The 17,025-nt window shown below is 64.2% G+C and carries 16 protein-coding genes and 1 pseudogene; 9 read left to right on the forward strand and 8 right to left on the reverse strand.

All coding sequences use genetic code 11. The annotated features are described in order from the left end of the window. Nucleotides 1-64: 64 nt before the first annotated feature. Both ACHQ4I_RS27705 and ACHQ4I_RS27710 read left to right on the forward strand, forming a co-directional pair. Complete coding sequence (locus ACHQ4I_RS27705) at nt 65-1,414, forward strand: MFS transporter (protein ID WP_420774784.1); 1,350 nt, start codon at nt 65-67, stop codon at nt 1,412-1,414. Between the two features lie 434 nt (nt 1,415-1,848). After that, entirely contained in the window at nt 1,849-2,802 is a 954-nt protein-coding gene (locus ACHQ4I_RS27710) for a right-handed parallel beta-helix repeat-containing protein (RefSeq protein WP_420774785.1), read from the forward strand. On the opposite strand, the gene ACHQ4I_RS27715 is transcribed toward ACHQ4I_RS27710, so the two are convergent. From ACHQ4I_RS27715 to ACHQ4I_RS27730, 4 genes are all read right to left on the reverse strand, one after another. Continuing rightward, entirely contained in the window at nt 2,799-3,458 is a 660-nt protein-coding gene (locus tag ACHQ4I_RS27715) for a TetR/AcrR family transcriptional regulator (protein WP_420774786.1), read from the reverse strand. The two genes, ACHQ4I_RS27710 and ACHQ4I_RS27715, sit on opposite strands and share 4 nt — an antisense overlap. 188 nt (nt 3,459-3,646) lie before the next feature. Continuing rightward, entirely contained in the window at nt 3,647-4,327 is a 681-nt protein-coding gene (locus ACHQ4I_RS27720) for a TetR/AcrR family transcriptional regulator (RefSeq protein ID WP_420774787.1), read from the reverse strand. A 173-nt stretch (nt 4,328-4,500) separates the two neighbouring features. Then, a complete protein-coding gene (locus tag ACHQ4I_RS27725) occupies nt 4,501-5,214 on the reverse strand; it encodes a DUF8020 domain-containing protein (protein WP_420774962.1) in 714 nt (237 codons plus the stop codon). A 259-nt stretch (nt 5,215-5,473) separates the two neighbouring features. Then, nucleotides 5,474-6,358 (reverse strand): SCO6745 family protein, encoded by an 885-nt coding sequence (locus tag ACHQ4I_RS27730; RefSeq protein ID WP_420774788.1) that lies wholly within the window; start codon nt 6,356-6,358, stop codon nt 5,474-5,476. Nucleotides 6,359-7,511: 1,153 nt separating this feature from the next. Between ACHQ4I_RS27730 and ACHQ4I_RS27735 the strand changes: the two genes are divergently transcribed. Then, entirely contained in the window at nt 7,512-7,751 is a 240-nt protein-coding gene (locus tag ACHQ4I_RS27735; RefSeq protein WP_420774789.1) for a hypothetical protein, read from the forward strand. Between the two features lie 203 nt (nt 7,752-7,954). Then, nucleotides 7,955-8,234 (forward strand): annotated as a pseudogene (locus tag ACHQ4I_RS27740) (sigma factor-like helix-turn-helix DNA-binding protein); the annotation flags it as partial. Nucleotides 8,235-8,498: 264 nt separating this feature from the next. Here ACHQ4I_RS27740 and ACHQ4I_RS27745 read toward each other — a convergent pair. Next, complete coding sequence (locus ACHQ4I_RS27745) at nt 8,499-9,002, reverse strand: hypothetical protein (RefSeq protein ID WP_420774790.1); 504 nt, start codon at nt 9,000-9,002, stop codon at nt 8,499-8,501. A 349-nt stretch (nt 9,003-9,351) separates the two neighbouring features. Here ACHQ4I_RS27745 and ACHQ4I_RS27750 point away from each other — a divergent pair, with 349 nt between their 5' ends. Further along, the gene (locus tag ACHQ4I_RS27750) at nt 9,352-9,903 is read left to right on the forward strand and encodes a dihydrofolate reductase family protein (RefSeq protein WP_420774791.1); all 552 of its coding nucleotides are present in this window, start codon (nt 9,352-9,354) and stop codon (nt 9,901-9,903) included. A 62-nt stretch (nt 9,904-9,965) separates the two neighbouring features. Here ACHQ4I_RS27750 and ACHQ4I_RS27755 read toward each other — a convergent pair whose 3' ends face one another. Beyond that, nucleotides 9,966-10,637: a TetR/AcrR family transcriptional regulator gene (locus ACHQ4I_RS27755; protein ID WP_420774792.1), complete on the reverse strand. Its 672-nt coding sequence runs from the start codon at nt 10,635-10,637 to the stop codon at nt 9,966-9,968. 143 nt (nt 10,638-10,780) lie between these two features. Then, the gene (locus tag ACHQ4I_RS27760) at nt 10,781-11,998 is read right to left on the reverse strand and encodes an oxygenase MpaB family protein (RefSeq protein ID WP_420774793.1); all 1,218 of its coding nucleotides are present in this window, start codon (nt 11,996-11,998) and stop codon (nt 10,781-10,783) included. Nucleotides 11,999-12,255: 257 nt separating this feature from the next. Between ACHQ4I_RS27760 and ACHQ4I_RS27765 the strand changes: the two genes are divergently transcribed. Next, entirely contained in the window at nt 12,256-12,465 is a 210-nt protein-coding gene (locus ACHQ4I_RS27765; RefSeq protein WP_420774794.1) for a transposase, read from the forward strand. 313 nt (nt 12,466-12,778) lie between these two features. Here the strand turns inward: ACHQ4I_RS27765 and ACHQ4I_RS27770 are convergent, their stop codons facing one another. Further along, nucleotides 12,779-13,084: a hypothetical protein gene (locus ACHQ4I_RS27770; protein WP_420774795.1), complete on the reverse strand. Its 306-nt coding sequence runs from the start codon at nt 13,082-13,084 to the stop codon at nt 12,779-12,781. 162 nt (nt 13,085-13,246) lie between these two features. Between ACHQ4I_RS27770 and ACHQ4I_RS27775 the strand changes: the two genes are divergently transcribed. The 3 genes from ACHQ4I_RS27775 to ACHQ4I_RS27785 all read left to right on the forward strand — a co-directional run bounded on the left by ACHQ4I_RS27775 (nt 13,247) and on the right by ACHQ4I_RS27785 (nt 16,947). Next, nucleotides 13,247-13,948 carry an ABC transporter ATP-binding protein gene (locus ACHQ4I_RS27775; protein ID WP_420774796.1) on the forward strand — a complete coding sequence of 234 codons (702 nt, stop codon included), beginning with the start codon at nt 13,247-13,249 and terminating at the stop codon, nt 13,946-13,948. Continuing rightward, nucleotides 13,945-16,401: an FtsX-like permease family protein gene (locus tag ACHQ4I_RS27780; RefSeq protein ID WP_420774797.1), complete on the forward strand. Its 2,457-nt coding sequence runs from the start codon at nt 13,945-13,947 to the stop codon at nt 16,399-16,401. The genes ACHQ4I_RS27775 and ACHQ4I_RS27780 overlap by 4 nt, the downstream gene beginning before the upstream one ends. A 111-nt stretch (nt 16,402-16,512) precedes the next feature. After that, nucleotides 16,513-16,947, forward strand: a complete 435-nt coding sequence (locus tag ACHQ4I_RS27785) for a hypothetical protein (protein WP_420774798.1) — start codon at nt 16,513-16,515, stop codon at nt 16,945-16,947. The last annotated feature ends 78 nt before the right edge of the window (nt 16,948-17,025 follow it).

Below are 17,025 nucleotides of genomic sequence, written 5' to 3' on the forward strand. Positions count from 1 at the left end.
CATCACATCAGTGACTGATCGTGACTGGCGTCACATCAGGTTCGCTCTCAACTTGGAGATAGGTATGACTCCGAACTCGGATTCCGGCAGCCCGGATCGAAAGAAATTGCGGCGACTCATGGGCGCTGCCCTGGTCGGCAGTTCGATCGAATGGTACGACTTTTTCATCTACGGAACGGCAGCTGCCCTGGTATTCGGCAAGCTGTTCTTTCCCAACTCGTCACCGCTCATGGGCACGCTGCTGTCCTTCAGCACTTTCTGGGCGGGCTTTATCGCCCGCCCGCTCGGCGGACTGGTGTTCGGACACATCGGCGACACCTTCGGCCGCAAGCCAGCACTGGTCTCATGCCTGATCCTCGTCGCGGCATCCACCTGCGCGATCGGCCTGCTGCCCACCGCCAAATCGATCGGGGTGGCCGCGCCGATTCTGCTTGTTGCCTTGCGGTTCCTGCAGGGCATTGCCGTGGGCGGCCAGTGGGGTGGGGTCACCCTGCTGCTCACCGAAACCACCAGACCCAACCGCAAGGGCCAGGCGGGCACCTTCGGTCAGATGGGCGTGCCCTTGGGCCTGATGATGGGCACGGGCGCATTCCTCCTGGTCAGCGAGTTCGTCAAGGGTCGCGACTTCCTGACCTGGGGTTGGCGGATCCCCTTCCTGGCCAGCGCCGTGCTGTTCTTTGTGGTGCTGTTCATTCAGCTACGCATCGAGGACTCCCCTGAGTTCCGTCGGCTGCGAGCCCGTGCCGACGAGGCCTCGACCGCGGTCACCCAGGCCCCGATTGTCGAAGTGTTGAAGAAGCATTCGAAGCGGGTTGTCCTCGGCGCCGGACTGCTGTTCGGAAGCAACGCCATCTTCTACATCAGCGTCGCCGGCGTTCTCGATTACGGTGTCCGGAAACTCGGACTGGACCGCCACGGCCTGTTGATGGTGTCGCTGATCTCCTCTGCCATCAGCGTGCCCGTGATCTATTTCGCCGGCTCGCTGTCCGACCGCTACGGTCGCCGTCCATTGATGCTCGCGGGAGCAGCGATCATGGCGCTCTGGGCATTTCCGTTCTTCTGGCTGGTGGAGACGGGCTCGCTCGGTGCGATCCTGATCGCCACCGTGGTCGGCAGCGGCCTCGGCTCCGGGCTGGTGTACGGCCCGCTCGCGGCGTATCTCGCCGAGCTGTTCGAGCCCCGAATCCGCTACTCGGGCATCACGCTGGCCTACCAGTTGGCCGCCATCTTGGTCAGTGGCGGCACACCATTCCTCATGACCGCGCTGCTCGCGACGACCGGATCGACCACGTCGGTCTCCGTCTTCATCATGATCATGGCGCTGTGCACGCTCGGCAGCACCTGGGCACTGCCAGAAACGGTGGTACGCAAGCAGTCCGCGACGGCCGGCGAGAGCGCGTCCGTCGCCGTATAACCCTGACCGATCCCGAGGGAGCGGCGATGTCTGATGACATCGCCGCTCCGAAGGTTGTCGGCGTCAATGGCCAGGCGCGCTGCACGCTCAGGGCGTGACTGGCCGCTGCCGGTGACCGGCTTTTCGAGAGTCGCCGCCAGTCGTTCCGGAGACGCCGGGTGAGCGAATCGTCAACTGCCAACAAGATTCCCGGAAACGCCACCGATGGGTCGTCACTCTGCTAGAAGTTGTAAACATTCGCGTACCCCACTTATACGCGGGCGTACCCCACTTCATTCCATGATCGGATCAGAGACTTCATGACGACGAACACCTCTGCTGCGACGGCCAGCGCCGTCGCCATCACGGCACTAATCGTTGGAACCGCAGTCGGATTCCCCGGAGCGGCCAACGCGGACAACGCACCCGGCGGAGATGCTCCAGCGGTGATCACTGTGAACACAACAGCAGACGGGATCGCGGCCGACCCCCGAAGTGGATTGTGCCGCACGGCCTCTGGCACGTGCACACTGCGCGCCGCAGTGCAAACGGCCAATGCCCGTCCAGGCAGTACGATCGTGGTGCCGGCCGGACAGTACGTGTTGTCGATACGGCCCGATCCGCAGAAAGTGCAGGGCCGCAACCCCGATGCGACCACGGGTGACCTGAACCTCACCGCGCCGACGGTGCTGCGTGGCGCCGGGCGCGACCAGACAGTGCTGGACGCCAACGGGATCGACCGAGTCCTCAGTGTTGCCGCTCCCGTAATGGTGGCGGGATTGACCGTGACCGGCGGAGTCACCGCCCAACATGAGATCCCGTTCTACGACACCGGAGGGGGCGGCATAGCCAATTCGTCGAACCTCGTACTCGACGACGTCATGGTTCGAGGTAACAGCGCCGGGTACGGCGGCGGCATCTTCAATGTGCCCGGGTCGGATTTGCAGACGAAAAATACGACTATCACCGGTAATACGTCCGGTGAGGCGGGCGGCGTGCGGTGTGACAACACCTGCACCTTCACGGACTCGACGATCTCCGACAACCGCGTGGTCAACCCCGGAGAGTGGTACCGCCCTGGTGGATTCGCCGGTCGTGGTGGCGGTGTGGATGTGCGTGGCCGGGGCGTAGTGACTTTCGAGCGCGCCACCATCACCGGAAACACTGCCCCGGACGGCGGCAGCGGCATCAATGTGGCGCCGGCCTACCTCGACACCCTTCCGCACCAGGTGACGGATCGGGTCGATGCCCCATTGGGCACCGTCGTCTTGCGGAACTCCACCATCATGGCGAACACCGCTTCGGCCAACTGCGCGAAGGTGTTCGCGAAGATCGTGTCCGAAGGTGGCAACACCAGCAACGACGCTTCCTGCGACCTCACCGGGGCAGGCGACAGAGTCGTGTCCTAGTCGGCAGGCACGGCCAGCCCGAGCAGCGCGCGGTGGATGTACATCACGCTGTCCTCGAGCTCGAGCAAATCACCTCCGGCACGGAGGGTTCGGCGCACGGCCTCGTTGGTCGCATCGGTCACCGCCAGATATGCGGAATCGGGGACCGATGGATCGACGGGGTCTGCCGTTGTACGCCACGATCGGATGAATCCGGCAAACCAGCGTTGGCATCGTTCGAACGACTCGATCGCGCGCGATCCGGCCACGGCGGTCTCCAGATAGAACGAGCGCGCGAATGATGGTTCGTCACGCAACAGGGTGAGATACTCCCGAATGCCGCGCCGGAGAGCCTCGAGCGGCTCCACCGGTTCGGACAATACCCGCGCCATTACCTGCTCGAGATGATCGATCATCAGATCGCGCCCCGTCTCGGCCGCGGCGAGGAAGCATGCTTCCTTGTCCGGGAAGTGCTGATAGAACGTCCGCCGCGAAACCTTTGCTGTCGCAGCGATATCCGCGACCGTCGCGGTGAGGTAGCCGCGGTCCGCGACGACGACCGTCACCCCGTACAACAGCCGCTGACGCTGCGACCCTGTCACCAGATCACGAGCAAGACCGTGCGGCCCGTGCGGCAAGGTCGTCAGTGTCGGTTCCAGCAAGTTCCTACGTCCCATTCACACCTTCATATCAGGCGCACCCACCGACCTCGTACGAACTCCGCCGGTCGATCGGCGCCGACGCTTCCAGAGATCACCCGTGGCGAGGCAGCCGTCTCGCAGTTCGGATGCGGTGGCCTCTAGCCGGTTCCAGCGCCGGCGGAACCGCCGGTATGTCCGGAGACCGCGGTCCCCAGCCAGTTGACTCAGTCGGCGGCCACGTCGATTTTCAGCGCATTGGCCCACAGGCGCGTAGCTGTTCGAACGAGATCATCGAGCGAGGTCTCCTCTTCGAGGGCGAACGCGTAGTACGCCATTCGGCCGACCATGCCCGACAGCGCACGTGCCGCGGCGTAGGGATCGAGTTCCCGGTCGGCGAGGCCTCGTTCCTGTAGATCCCTGATGGACCGAGCGTTGCGGTCGCTGAAGGCGCGGGCGCGGCGTCGGCGTATCTCGCGAAACTTCGGATCGATCGCGGCCACCTGATCGAGGATCAGCATCAGTTTCGCGTTTCGCTTGTACGCCTCGAAGTAGGCGCGGTTGCTCGCCTCGATTACCGCGACCGGAGATGACTCGTTGGCGCTCAGCCGCGGCATCCCCGGATGCATCATCTCGTGCTGCGACGCTTCCAGCACCGCCTGCAGGATCTCTTCTTTGCTCGAAAAATACGTATAGAAGCTACCGGTGGAGCATTTCGCCTCGGTCGTGATGTCCGATAGCCGCGCATCGAGGTAGCTGTCGCGCTCGAACACGACTCGGGCCGCGGCCACCAGCGCTGCCCGCGTTCGTAAACCGCGGGCCGTAAGCGGAGGCTCCCGCAGGACAGGGGTATCGGCCAGTGCGGGGATCTGCGCGGATACCGCTTCGTCGTCGGCCGTCCTGGCCATCAACCACCCTCCCTGTCCTGCCGTGCATTCTCGAAGTGATCGTCGCACACCCGTTGTCGGTCTGCACTCGGCGCCGCGGCGTGCGGTCACGGCGTCGGCCGTGAAAAGCCAGGGCCCTGCCCAGCCGGGTTGGAACCGACTGGGCAGGGCGATAGCCGCTGTGCGAGTTGGCGTTACTTCGCCGGCGCCGGCGCCGGCGCCGGCTGATTGATCGTCGTGAAGTACTGGACAGCCGCCATGATCGCGACCGGAGCGGTGACGAGAAGCTGGCCCGCCAACGACCCCAGCGCACCGAGGGCGACGATTCCTCCTATACATCCGATGGCGGCTGCCGGAATGAAGGCTCCGAACAAGCCGACAATCGCCGCGGAAGCGACGGTCGCCCCGGCGATCCCGCCCAGCACGCAACCGACTGCCGCGCCGCCGATGCCGCCGACGGTGGTGCCGATGGTCGCGCCCATGAGGATCGTGGAGGACAGTCGCGCCCAGGCGGCCTGTTCCCGGTCGTACTGGGTCTTCCAGGGAGCCTGATCTTCATAGGGCAGGGCCACCGGCTTGTACACAGCGTGCTCGAGGTCGAGCTGCGGCGTCAAAGTAGCGGTGCGGTCGCGGATTTCGGCGGCGATGGGGAAGACGTAGTCATCCACCCGGAAGGACAATTCCGAACCGGCCAGCACAGCACCGCCGGGCGCCTTGATCTTCAGCACCCCCTCTTCGACGGTAATCGAGCCGGCAGCGAGATCGATCACCGACGATCGCTCTCCGACCGATACCTTGTAACCCACCGCCCCGGCATCGGCCGGTGCCGCCGATGCCGTTCCGGCCGTTCCGGCCGTGACGCCGAGCGTCGAGACGAGCAGCGTCGCTGCTGCAATCGTTTTCCTCATCTGTTTCCTTCTTCTTTGTGCCTCGAACCTCACGTTCGAGAGAATGCGAATACGCACGGGTGCGATCCGATTCGGTCCCGTCGGCGAAACCGTCTGCGGCCGCTCCCGCTATCGCGCTCTACTCCATTCGCATCAAATGGAGTCGAGTAACTTCACAAATGCCTCGTTGACCGCGTCAGGTCGCTCCTGCTGAATCCGATGACCGGCGCCATCCACCACAATGTGTGCGCGCTGATCCGCGAGGACCGCTGCGCTTCGGTCAGTGGGCGTTTGCGTGGCGGGCAACCAGCTCCGCCGGGAAACCCAGATCGGCCTGCACAACCGCCTTTGTCAGCGGCAAGCTCAGCTCGCGCAGACGCGCACAGCCCTCCTCGCCGAGTTCCTCGTACGGATACACCGCGAGTTGGTCGGTCCGGTCCTCGATCGATTGCCGGCGCCGCCGCCCTTCCTCGCTGAAGGCGAGGTCGGGTCCAGCGAGAAGCCAACCGTCAGAACGCAACCGCTCGATGCTCTCAGCCCACTCCTGTTCACTCCAATACCGGCTGACACGGAGGACTTCCGCGCTGATGATCCCCGCCGCGCCGTGTGTGATCAGCGCCTCCCTACCGTCGAGACCTTCGCTGAGCAGCAGTGCGACGTGGCCGTCTCCGCGGAACTCGCGAAGCAGAGTCTGCGCATGCCACAGCACCATGTGCGGAGCGGTCGGCCACGGCAGCTGCGCGTGTCCGGCGAACAACGGACGGCCCTGAGGCCGATCACATGCGCGTTCCGCGGCCCGGCGGGCAAGATCGGCCGCCTCCCGCACCGCGCTGCCGTCGACCTCCTCACCCCATGCTTGGCGCAGCGAGCGGTCGACGGCTTCGTACCTCGCTGCCAAGACGTCCGCAGGCGTGGCGATCTGCCAGGCCGCAGGCAGTGCCGAACGGACGGCCACGGGATTGAAGTTGAAGAATGTTGCGATGGTGACTTCCGCGGGTACCGGTCCCATTGCTGCCGAACGGGGCGCGAAATATGTCATGGCCCGTCCGGTCAGGCCGATTTCGGCGTAGCACTGCTGTCCATGCGGGCTGAAGTAGATCATCCCGTGAATCGGTTCGAGTGTACGAAAGGTGAGCCGGGCGGTTTCCGGCGAAACACTGGGCATTATCGCTCTTTAGAGTTGAACTATCGGAGAAAGGGACACGTAACTCACCGCCGCTTCGACAGACCACCGGTGCGGCGACGGCACTGAATTCGCTGGGCGTCAAGGCTCGGCCGGACTTCTCCGGCGTCGAGTTCCACACCGACCGCGCGAAGAAGCCTGCTCGCGACTGGAAGCCTGGAAGACGGATCGTCCACAGTCAGAAGTGGGGTCATGCAGTTCCCTCAATCGTCATGTCTGGCTCGGGTCCGAGACCGGTTTGCGCGGACCGTTCGACCAACGAATTGAAACTGAACTCAACATCAAGTTGTGACCTACGTCAAGTCTTGAATCCGAATTCAACTTCATCTACCGTGGCGTCCTGCCGGCATAACCGGTGGTGATCGACCCTCAGCGCACTACGCGAGGCCCGCAGGCCGATTCACTCCACAGAGGAGAGTCGCAGTCTCGCGTTGCCCTTGCGAACCCGATCGAAAACGACAGTCGGCCCGAATGTTCGACAGCGGGTCGCGGCCTCCGCCGTTGTCCGCCCCCCTTGGCGGCGTGAGCCGAATCGACCCGCGGCTACGAACAGGTTCACGCCCGCAGCGGACCGCGCCGGGCGCGGCGTCGAGGTTCACAGGCTTGGTGGCCTTCACGATCGCGCGGTGCATTCGGTCGCCTGAACCCATTTCGATCTAGCAAACTCGCTGGATCCGCGACAGAGCGGCGGCGTCCTGCGGTTTTCTGCAGCAACTCCCACATTTCCCTGTACATAGTTAACCGACCGTGCGTAAACTGTGACCAAGTTGATATCAAATAAGACGGCCGGGAAGGTCGGCAGCCTGCAAGCGCCAGGTCGAAGAGACCGCACGCCCCGCAAGTTGCCCACGAGGTCGGCGAGCGGAAGCCCGCCAATGGCTCGCGAACTCCCGCGTCATCACATTGAAGATTGACCTCCGCGACACCGCGGCGGACAGCAATAACGGGACAGTAGCCGCTATTGCGTGACGTTGCCGAACAGCTGAGCGTTTCCACAACACCAGAACTGCTGCATCGGCGAGCCTCAACGGCTCTTGCCTCCAGGGTCCGCGCTACCCGACCACGTTGCCGGAACCCGATACCCCTTGTCCGAGAAACCGATCCACAAGATCACTACAACCACCAAGGAGCTGCAATGCGCACGAAGGTCGAAGACGCACTACATCAGGATTTCAATCGCTGGAGCGAGCTGGTCGACCGCGCCGCCCACGCGGATAACGAATTCGAAAGGGAGAGACCCGCCTTGGCTGCGGCAGAGCTGGAAATGAAGTGGATCCGCACCGCCGCCGAAGACTGGAGAACACTGCACGACCAGTGGTGCGAAAGAATCGACCGGACGCGAACAACTGCGAAGTCCGAATACGCTCTGCTCTGAACCACACCGCCGAATCGACCTGCGCATGTGAACGGTCGATGAGCACCGCGAACCGAGCGGTCCAGAACCGGCGACGTCTCGGATCGGCTGGACACCGGTCAACTGATGGGGATGTCGTCCTGCCATCTATTCGGTGACCGGTATGTTGCCCGGTCCGGCGAGAACTCGGTCAACGCCAGCATGTGTTGCCCGGCTCTTCAAGCCGCCGCAAGGAATCCTCGTCGGTCCCTGACTGCCCGAGCCGCTGCTCACCACACCGAACGTGGCCGCTGACCTCGAGCTCGCCGAGAGCATGTCGATCGCGCTGATGCTCGTCCTCGAGACGCTGTCACCGACCGAACGCGCCGTGTTCGTGCTGCGCGATCTACTCGATATCGGCTACGACGGAATCGCCGCAGCCGTTCGACAAAACCCCCGCGGCCGTTCGTCAGATCGCGCACCGTGCCCGCCGGGCACGTCGATGCCAGCCTCCCCCGGTCGGTGTGCTGCTGAACATCGGCGGACGAACAGCCACCTGAATAAGGCAGCCAGCCAGCTGCGGGCACCTTTCCCGCGGAGTGTTCCGTAAGCCGATCATCGGGCAGCCCGAGGCGGTTCAGTCGGACCGACTCGGCAACACGCCGACCGAGCGAGAGCCGATGCTCGAATTCCAGTGCTGAACAACCCTTTATCGCCGAATTCGGACACCGCCGACCGGCCGAGTCCCGCGCGAGGATTGGCCATGGCCGCCGCCGGTCCCGCATCCGTTCACGTGCCGCCGGGCGGCTCGACGTCGATGACGATCATTTTGTCCTGTCGGTAGTCGTCCAGGTTGGGAGTGTTCCAGCATTCGCCGACACGGATTCGGTGGAACCTGAACGTGGCGTTGGTCTGGTTCACGCCGATGATGCAGCGAACCGGAGCGGGTGGGTCGAGTTCGTAGACAAGCCGGCCCACCACCCGCGCCAACGCAATGCCGTGCAGGAGTAGAAGCCGTTGGTCGTCCTCCCCGATGTGCGGCTGATCATCGATGATGGCGATATCGACCGGGACGAAGTCCTCTAGATGGAGCGAACTGTCGCTGCATTCCCAACCGGTGAGATCGGAGAAGAACGACGGCGCGTTGTCAACGTCGCCGGTGGAGTCGGCCCAGGTAACTACTCGACCTCGGTGGACGATCCCGCGCGCCGCCTGCTCGCGAAGACCGGCGCTCAGCCCTCCCGGGGGCTCGATGAGCCCAACCGATAGCACGCCCACGGCTTCAGCCGCCAAATCATTCATCCTCACCGAGAGCACGACGACAAGTCTCCGTGGTCCGCGCAACCCGGGAACGACGCGACAGGCGGGTGGGTGATGACGAGTTGGTCTCAGCTCTGCCGTCGGCCCACGCCGAGAATTGGATATTCACCGCCATCCTCCTCGCCGGCGTCACCGGCCTGCTCCGCAAGACCTGAAGCCCGGTTCACGCTGGTCCCACGAACGGTCGCGGTGACCGCACCCGCGACGGATGCGTATCCGGTGTCGGGCATATCGTGGCGGCGACGATCCGCATCGAGACACTGGGCAGGAGGAGTTCCCGGAAGGCCGATGAGTTCTCCACGTTCGGGAGGTCTACCCAGTCATGAGGAAACTGATCTACTCATTCGGCGTGTCCCTGGACGGCTACGTCAACGACCGCAACGGCAGCATCGACTGGACTGTCCCGGATGAGGAGCTGCACCAGTTCCACAACGACAGGTACCGCGAGATCGAGGTCTCGCTGCACGGTCGTCGCCTGTACGAGCTGATGGCCGAGTACTGGCCCCACGTGCCCGAGGACGCGCCGCGCATCGCGCGCGAGTTCGGCCGGCTCTGGACGGACAAGCCCAAGGTCGTCTTCTCCAGGACGCTCACCGAGGTCCACTGGAACAGCACCCTGATCAGCGAGAACGCGGTCGAGGAGGTCCGCAGGCTCAAGGCCGGAGGTGACGGGGTGATGGAGGTCGGCGGCGCGAGCCTCGCAGCCTCGCTGATGCCGCACGGGCTCATCGACGAGTACTGGCTGTTCCTCTATCCGGTGGTCCTCGGCGGCGGCACGCCACTCTTCCCGTTGCTGGACAAGCGAATTCAGCTCCGGCTGGCCGAGACGAAGCACTTCGACAAGGTTGTGATGCTGCGCTACGTGGCCGACTAACGCCCCAGCTGCTGATCGCCTTGGGCACCGAGGCCGCGATAGCCGGATTCCGGGGTGATGGTCTATCGACCCGGCGGCTCGAGCATGGGGACGAGAAATTGACGAGCGATCGCCGCGAGTTGTTCGTCGTCGTCGAGGTCGACGACTTGGCTCGGGATCGCCAGGAAGGAGGCACAGATTCGAACCATCACCTCGGCGACCAACTCGACCCGCAGGTCCGGTGAGATGGTGCCGGCCCGCTGCTCCTGGCGCAGTTGACGGGCGACGAATTCGCGGACCATGGCTACCGCCCGCCCACCGTCTCCGACCAGTGAGCTCACGACGTAGTCGGGTTCGGCGGTGATCAGAGCACCAATGAGCGGGTTGCCGCGCAGAGCGCGCAGGGAGCTCACGAATCCCAGGACTACGCGATCGCCGACATCTGTCGCCGCGGCGATATCGACGAGGAAGGTATCGAAGTACCGACGGAACTCACGCAGGATGACGAGTTCGACCAGCTCTTCTTTGGTGCTGAATCGGCGATAGACGGTGATGCGTGAGACGCCCGCCCTTCGAGCCACGTCTTCCATGGTCGAGCGCTGAATACCCCACTGCCGGAATTGTTCGGCGGCCGCGTCGAGGATGCGGGTACGGAATCCGTCGGTGTCATCGACCTGTTGAACGGCCTGCAGGTAGGCGCGTTCGATCAAGGACTGACCGAGCGGGAGCTCATTGGCGAGCGGAGCAGATTCCACGGCGTCCTCCTGATCGCGTTCCACGTCTCCACATCGTTACCGATACATGGGTACGTTAGCTGTTTCTTTGGATCTGAAGGTTTCGCGTCGGCATCACGCGAGCCGCTGTGATGCCGACGCGGTCGCTGGTGGAGAATGGCGAATCAGCGGTTGGTCAGCGGGATTTCGATGCTCAGGGGCATCCGCAGTTCGGCCATGTACCAGAGGACGAACTGCCGCAGGAACTCATCGAACATCCAGTAGGGGGCGTCGAGCACCGGAGCGATTGACAAAGCTCCTTCCCGAACGGCGACATACGGGCCCCATGAGACCTCCAGCAGCGGGCTCCAGACCGGTTCCCGGGGGATGTTGAGCCAGTCCGCGATCTTGTTTCCCAAAATGAATCGGGTGAATGCCCCCAGAACACCGCGGCTGAGCAGGGTCAAGTCGAGATCAGCCCCCAGATTGAGCAGCTGATTGGCCAGGTCGTTGCCCTCCCTGGTGGGGGCGAGGATTGGATCGAGTTGCTGCGCGGCCTGTGCGTTGGCCTGATCCCAGGTCGCCGGAATGTACTCGTCGCGGATGCCGAGAAGGTGTGCGGCCAGCTGCCAGCTGTGCAGATAGCCGGCTGATTCCGCGACGGTCATGGGCATCTTCCACGCTGTGAGGGTCCGCATGATGGTGGTAGCCAGACTGTGCCAGGTGACCATCAAGTCGTCCTGGCTGATCGGTGTAACGTCGGCGGGCCAGTGCGGCGACTGCGGCAGCAGACGGCGCACCGACGCATGAATGATCCGGGTCTTCACACAGGTCACGATCATTTCGCCGCCGTCGCCGTAGGCGTTGACCGCACCGATGTCGTACCCGAACTTCGCGGTCTTGGCGATGCGTTCTTTCAGATGCGATCCGCCGCGTGAGTAGTACACCGCGAGTGCCTCGTGTGGGATGACCGTGGACATCATGCCGCTGGCGAAGGCGTAGAGCACGCCGAGATACGTTCCTCGCTTCTTGGTGAATTCGAAGGAGCTGGCGAGTGCGCCATGATCGGCCCATGAGGGCAGCTGACGAGCCTCTTCGATGAAGTCGGCCAACCCCTTCGGCAGGCCGGCAGGCAGGGGCTGGTCGTTGTAGACCCAGGTCGCCAGCAACCTGTTGATCTGCGGCACGTCGGCATGGTCGATCACATCCGCCAGCACGGAGTCGGCGGCGGGGTCGTAGACGGTCATCGGGTCAGCGTCACTACCGGCGCCGACCACCGAATCGGCAGGCGACCATTTCCATGGCTCCGCTCTCGCAGTGCGTGCGGTCAGCGCTATCGCACCGACGGCCCCCAGCAATCCGCCACCAGTTCTCAATGCGTCACGTCTGCTCATGCGGTCCATGCCGATGCTCCCCTTCGTTGGGTGATACGCAGATATCTATCATGTATCTGTGTATCTTGATGAGAGCACACAGTGACAGCAGTCACAACCAATTGGCTCGGATTTCCGGAAGAAGGATCGGTCCATGAACCTGTACGTCGTTATCCAGAACCTCCTCAACCGCCTTGACCTGGGTTCGGCCGGGATCAGCGTCCCCACTGCACTGGCACTGCACACTGCCGCCTCGACGGAGGCTTGATCACAGGGACCGGAAAGGAATGGCTCGAAGACCCCCGAAATTCACGCACAACTGCCGTCAACGCTCGCGGACAAGATCACCGGCGGCAAGGGCGGTCGCGGCGAGAAACCCTCCCCGCCGCCTGGTCTCGGACGCCATCTTCTGCCTGGCACATGGCGGCATCACCTGGCGGGCGCTGCCCACGGACTTCCCGCCTCCGACGACGGTCTACGACATCTTCCGTCGATGAACCAAAGCCGTTGTGCGGCAACGGATCACCGACGTGCTGCGAGACCGGACCCGAGTACGCGCCGGCCGCAAGGCCACACCGACCGCGGCGATCATCGACTCCCAGTCAGTGCGGGGCGGCACGAGATGGGGCTTGTTCCTGCACTATTAGGTCTTTTTCGAACTCGTAGTCGAGAAGGGCATGTCGGCCCACGGACTGCGCAGACCGGACCGCCAGCCCGAGCGAACCAGGACACCCGCGGCTAACCGGGCGTGACAACGCTACGACGCTTCCGGGCCCCACGATCCCGGAGGCAACTGGCCGCGACGCGACCTCAGCCGTGCCCACCGGACGGCGGCACATGGCCGGGTGGAAGACCGGTCGGCACTGCACTATTGGCCGACGGCACGGACTCGACCGGTGAGGTGACCGGCGCGGACGGCGCTACCGATGCCGAATGACCGCCGTGCCCACCCGCCGGTGGCATATGCCGAGCCGGGCCGTGCCCACCCCCACCACCCAGCATCATCATCACCACGGCCAAGACCACGATGATGGCCAACACGATCCCGCCGATCACTACCCATCTGGGCAGGCCACCCTCGCGTTTGCGCTTGGTGCGGCCGGGCAGATCCGTCATCACATGCCTCCTCTCCACATCGGGCCGCCGCGCACCGACGACCCAGCGACACCGAGTTAATCAATACACTTTGTTCTAGTCAATACATATCGTATCGTTGGAACGAGTCGCCTAGCGCGCACGCGAGCGGGCATCCTTCGCATCGATTAGGAGTGTCGGACAATGGGATTCGCGATAGAGGTCGATGACGTCGTCAAGACCTATCCCCTGGGTGACAGCACGGTGGTCGCCGTCGATCACCTGAACCTCGAGATCGACGAAGGAGACTTCGTCGCCATCGTCGGACGTTCCGGCTCCGGCAAGACGACCGTACTGAACATGCTCGCGGGAATCGACCGTCCGACATCGGGCGACATCCGGGCCGCTGGCGCTGATCTCGGCACACTTTCGGAGTCCGGACTCGCCGAATGGCGCGGCCGCAACGTCGGGCTGGTGTTTCAGTTCTTCCAATTGCTGCCGACCCTGACGGTTCTCGAAAACGTCATGTTGCCAATGGATTTCGCGAAGGTCGTGACCGCGAGCGACCGGCTCGAACGGGCCAGGATGCTGCTCGATCGGGTCGGGATCGCCGACCAGGCCGACAAACTGCCAGCGACACTGTCCGGCGGGCAGCAGCAGCGGGCCGCCATCGCCAGGGCGCTGGCCAACGAGCCGCCGCTGCTGCTCGCCGACGAGCCGACCGGCAACCTCGATTCGGCCACCGCCGAGGCGGTGCTCGAGCTGTTCACCGACCTGAACTACGACGGCCGGACCATCGTGGTGGTGTCGCACGAACGCGATATCCGGGCCATCGTCAAGCGCGAGGTAACGCTCGTAGACGGCCGAATCGTCAGCGATGAGCGACTCACCGCGGTGCGATCGTGAGTAGCCTGCTTGCCGTCAAGCTCCGTCGCGATCTGGCCGCGACCTGGAGCCGAGTTCTGATGATGGTCGTCGCGATCGCCGTATGCCTCACGGTATTCGGTGGCGTGCTCTATGCCTGGGCAGTGAGCTCACGGGAAACCGGAAACGCCTATGTGGGCACCGAACCCGCGTCGGCGACGATTCTGCTCGACAACTCGATCGATGCGACCGAGATGGCGGCACTGGCGGCGCAGGTCGCCACCCGGCCCGATATTCTCGCTGCCACCGGGCGCACTCAGTTCACCAGCGAAAAGTTGGCCGTCAACGGTGAAATGCGCGATGTGCCGCTGCAGGTGTTCGCCGCGGCACCGGACGATCCGATGCGGATGGCGAAATTCCGAGTCGAGGACGGGGTCTGGCCACCGCCACCGGGCTCCATCTACATCGGTCGCGATTCGCTCGCACTGCTCGATACCGCGGTCGCCGACACCGTTATGGCCATGCTGCCCAGCGGCGAGCGTGTGACGCTCCGGGTTGCGGGCACGGTCTACGACCCGAGCCTGGCACCGGCGCCGCAGCATCAAACCGGCCACGCCTTCATGGCCACCAACGGAACGGGTCCTCAACCACTTCGCCTGGACCAGTTGAAGTTTCAGGTGGCCGATCCCGGCGGGCAGACACCGACCCGCGATCGCGATACCGTCGTCGCCGCGGCCGGGGCGATCAGCCGGTGGCTGCAGACCGAGCGGGGTATTTCGGTGCGCGAAGTGCAGGTTCCCGAGCCCTATGCACACCCGCATCAGGGGCAGACCAACGCGCTGCTCGAATCGTTGCTCGCCGGCGGCACCGCGGCTCTGGTGCTGAGCACAATTCTAGTGGCAAACATGCTGAATACGCTTCTGAGCCAACAGGTTCCGCAGATCGGGATCATGAAGGCGATCGGCGCGCGGACCGGGCGGATCGGACGCCACTACCTGACGATGATCATGCTCATCGCGATCGCCGCGACCGCGCTCGCGATCGGACCGGCCGTCTTGATCGGGCGCATGCTCGATCAGATCATCTTCGGCTTCATCGGCATTGAGCCCGCCACTCTCGCCGCCCCGGCCTGGGTGTATCTGGTGACGATTGCCGCTGGTCTGTTGCTCGCTCCGGTCATGGCACTGATTCCGCTGGTCCGGGCCAGCCGAATCACCGTACGCGAGGCCATAAACCATCACGGCGGCGCCTCCGGCCCCAGAACCGCGAGCGGCTGGCTGGCCCGGCTCAGCCGCATACCCCGCCTCGATCGCGGTCTGCTGCTCGCGCTGCGCAATACGGTTCGACGGCCAACGAGATTCGTGCTCGCCGCGGGCTTGATGGCGGGTGCGTGCACCGTCTTCGTCGCGGGGATATCACTGAGCGCGGGTGTCGACGCGGTCGGCCAGATCGCCAAGCAGGAGCGCATCTGGGACGTCGACGTGAAGCTGGACCAGCCTGCAGCGATGAGCGCGGTGCAGTCGGCCTTGGCATCGGTGTCCGGGATAGACCGAGCCGAGGGCCTGGCCGTTTCGAAGGCGGGGCTGGCCGGTCCGGGCCAGGTGCCGGTCACTCGGACCTACCCTGATCAAGGTCATGGCGGTGTCAGCGTCACCGCGATCCCGGCCGACACCACCACATTTCGGCCCCCGAGCAAGTTTCTGGCCGGTCGTTGGCTGAATCCGGGCGAGACCGGAGCCATCGTGCTCAACCAGATCACCCGCAACAAATCACTTCCCGACGTCGGGATCGATGACGACGTACAGCTGACCGTCAATGGCAAGGCCACCACGTGGCGGGTGGTCGGGCTTGTCGAGGAACGCGAAGGCGGCGCGGGCGGCCTCTATGTCACCGCGGAAGGCTTTGCCGCGGCGATGGCGCAGGCGCCGATGGTCAACCAGCTGCGCATTGTCACCGGCGCCCACGACGAGCAGACTCGATCCACGATCGCGACCGCCGCGGCGACGGCGCTGCGCGGTGCGGGACTTTCGGTGGAATCGGCGGATTCGGTCAGTGTGCGCGATACGGTCAGCAGCGGGCATCTGGGACCGATCATCATGGTGGTGGTCGCGGTCGCCATTTCGCTTGGCATTCTCGGCATTATCGGGCTGGCTTCGACCATGAGCGCCAATGTGCTCGAACGCACCCGCGAGTTCGCCGTTATGCACGCGATCGGCGCGCGTCGCGCGGTCGTGCGGCGCATTGTCGTCGCGGAGGGGCTCGGTCTGGCTGTGGCCAGCCTGATCCTGGCGGTGCTGCCCACCCTCGGGTTGACGGCGCTGCTCGGTGCGGGTCTCGGCAATCTGTTCATGGAGGCTCCGCTGCCTTTCCGGGTCTCGCTGGCCGCCGTCGGAATCTGGACGATCCTGGTGATCCTCGGGGCGATCCTCGCCACCGAGGCGGCCGCCAGCCGCGCCTCCCGAATCACTGTCCGTGAGGCGCTGGCCTATCTGTAAACACGAGACACTTCGTTTCAAATAGAGACATATCGTATTATCAGTGCCGTCGGCCACGTCACAGAATCGCGATAACGAGGCCGATAAAATAATTCACATCGAAAGGCACACATGAACATTCGCGTATTTGCCGCGACCACGCTGGCACTGGCATTCGGAATGGTCGGACTGGACTCGACCGACGCCGCGGCAGCGCCGACCACCAGAATCGCCACCTGGAATGTGGAGGCCAGGGATGCCGGGGGGCGGGCGGGCGGCAGCCTGTTCAGCGACGGGTCCGCGACCGGCAGCGGCGAGTTGGCCCACCACTCCTCGACCGGTGGCGCGATCACCTCGCGGATCAGGGCGGTGAGCTGGACGGCCTTGTCGCCGAACACCTATGGGATCCACGTCGAGTTGGAGGGTGAAATCTCGGGCGTCCGTTGCATCGTCCTGCATTCCTCCGACGGGGGGCCCGAACTCGGCGTCTCCCTCGCCGATGACGGCATTTGCGCCAATGCAGAACCGGAATCCGATATCGCAGGAAAGGTTACCCTGCTGCCCTGACATTTCGCCGAAACAACTGAGCGTCGCTACCAATTCCGAATTGGTAGCGACGCTCAGTTGTTTCGGCCCGGCCAGCTG

The organism is Nocardia nepalensis (assembly GCF_048910785.1).
GTDB lineage: Bacteria > Actinomycetota > Actinomycetes > Mycobacteriales > Mycobacteriaceae > Nocardia > Nocardia nepalensis.

Coding starts and splice junctions, on each gene's coding strand:
- ACHQ4I_RS27705 (WP_420774784.1), top strand. CDS start 65: ATGACTCCGAACTCGGATTCCGGCAGCCCGGATCGAAAGAAATTGCGG.
- ACHQ4I_RS27715 (WP_420774786.1), bottom strand. CDS start 3,458: ATGGGACGTAGGAACTTGCTGGAACCGACACTGACGACCTTGCCGCAC.
- ACHQ4I_RS27720 (WP_420774787.1), bottom strand. CDS start 4,327: ATGGCCAGGACGGCCGACGACGAAGCGGTATCCGCGCAGATCCCCGCA.
- ACHQ4I_RS27725 (WP_420774962.1), bottom strand. CDS start 5,214: ATGAGGAAAACGATTGCAGCAGCGACGCTGCTCGTCTCGACGCTCGGC.
- ACHQ4I_RS27730 (WP_420774788.1), bottom strand. CDS start 6,358: ATGCCCAGTGTTTCGCCGGAAACCGCCCGGCTCACCTTTCGTACACTC.
- ACHQ4I_RS27735 (WP_420774789.1), top strand. CDS start 7,512: ATGCGCACGAAGGTCGAAGACGCACTACATCAGGATTTCAATCGCTGG.
- ACHQ4I_RS27750 (WP_420774791.1), top strand. CDS start 9,352: ATGAGGAAACTGATCTACTCATTCGGCGTGTCCCTGGACGGCTACGTC.
- ACHQ4I_RS27760 (WP_420774793.1), bottom strand. CDS start 11,998: ATGGACCGCATGAGCAGACGTGACGCATTGAGAACTGGTGGCGGATTG.
- ACHQ4I_RS27765 (WP_420774794.1), top strand. CDS start 12,256: ATGGCTCGAAGACCCCCGAAATTCACGCACAACTGCCGTCAACGCTCG.
- ACHQ4I_RS27770 (WP_420774795.1), bottom strand. CDS start 13,084: ATGACGGATCTGCCCGGCCGCACCAAGCGCAAACGCGAGGGTGGCCTG.
- ACHQ4I_RS27775 (WP_420774796.1), top strand. CDS start 13,247: ATGGGATTCGCGATAGAGGTCGATGACGTCGTCAAGACCTATCCCCTG.
- ACHQ4I_RS27785 (WP_420774798.1), top strand. CDS start 16,513: ATGAACATTCGCGTATTTGCCGCGACCACGCTGGCACTGGCATTCGGA.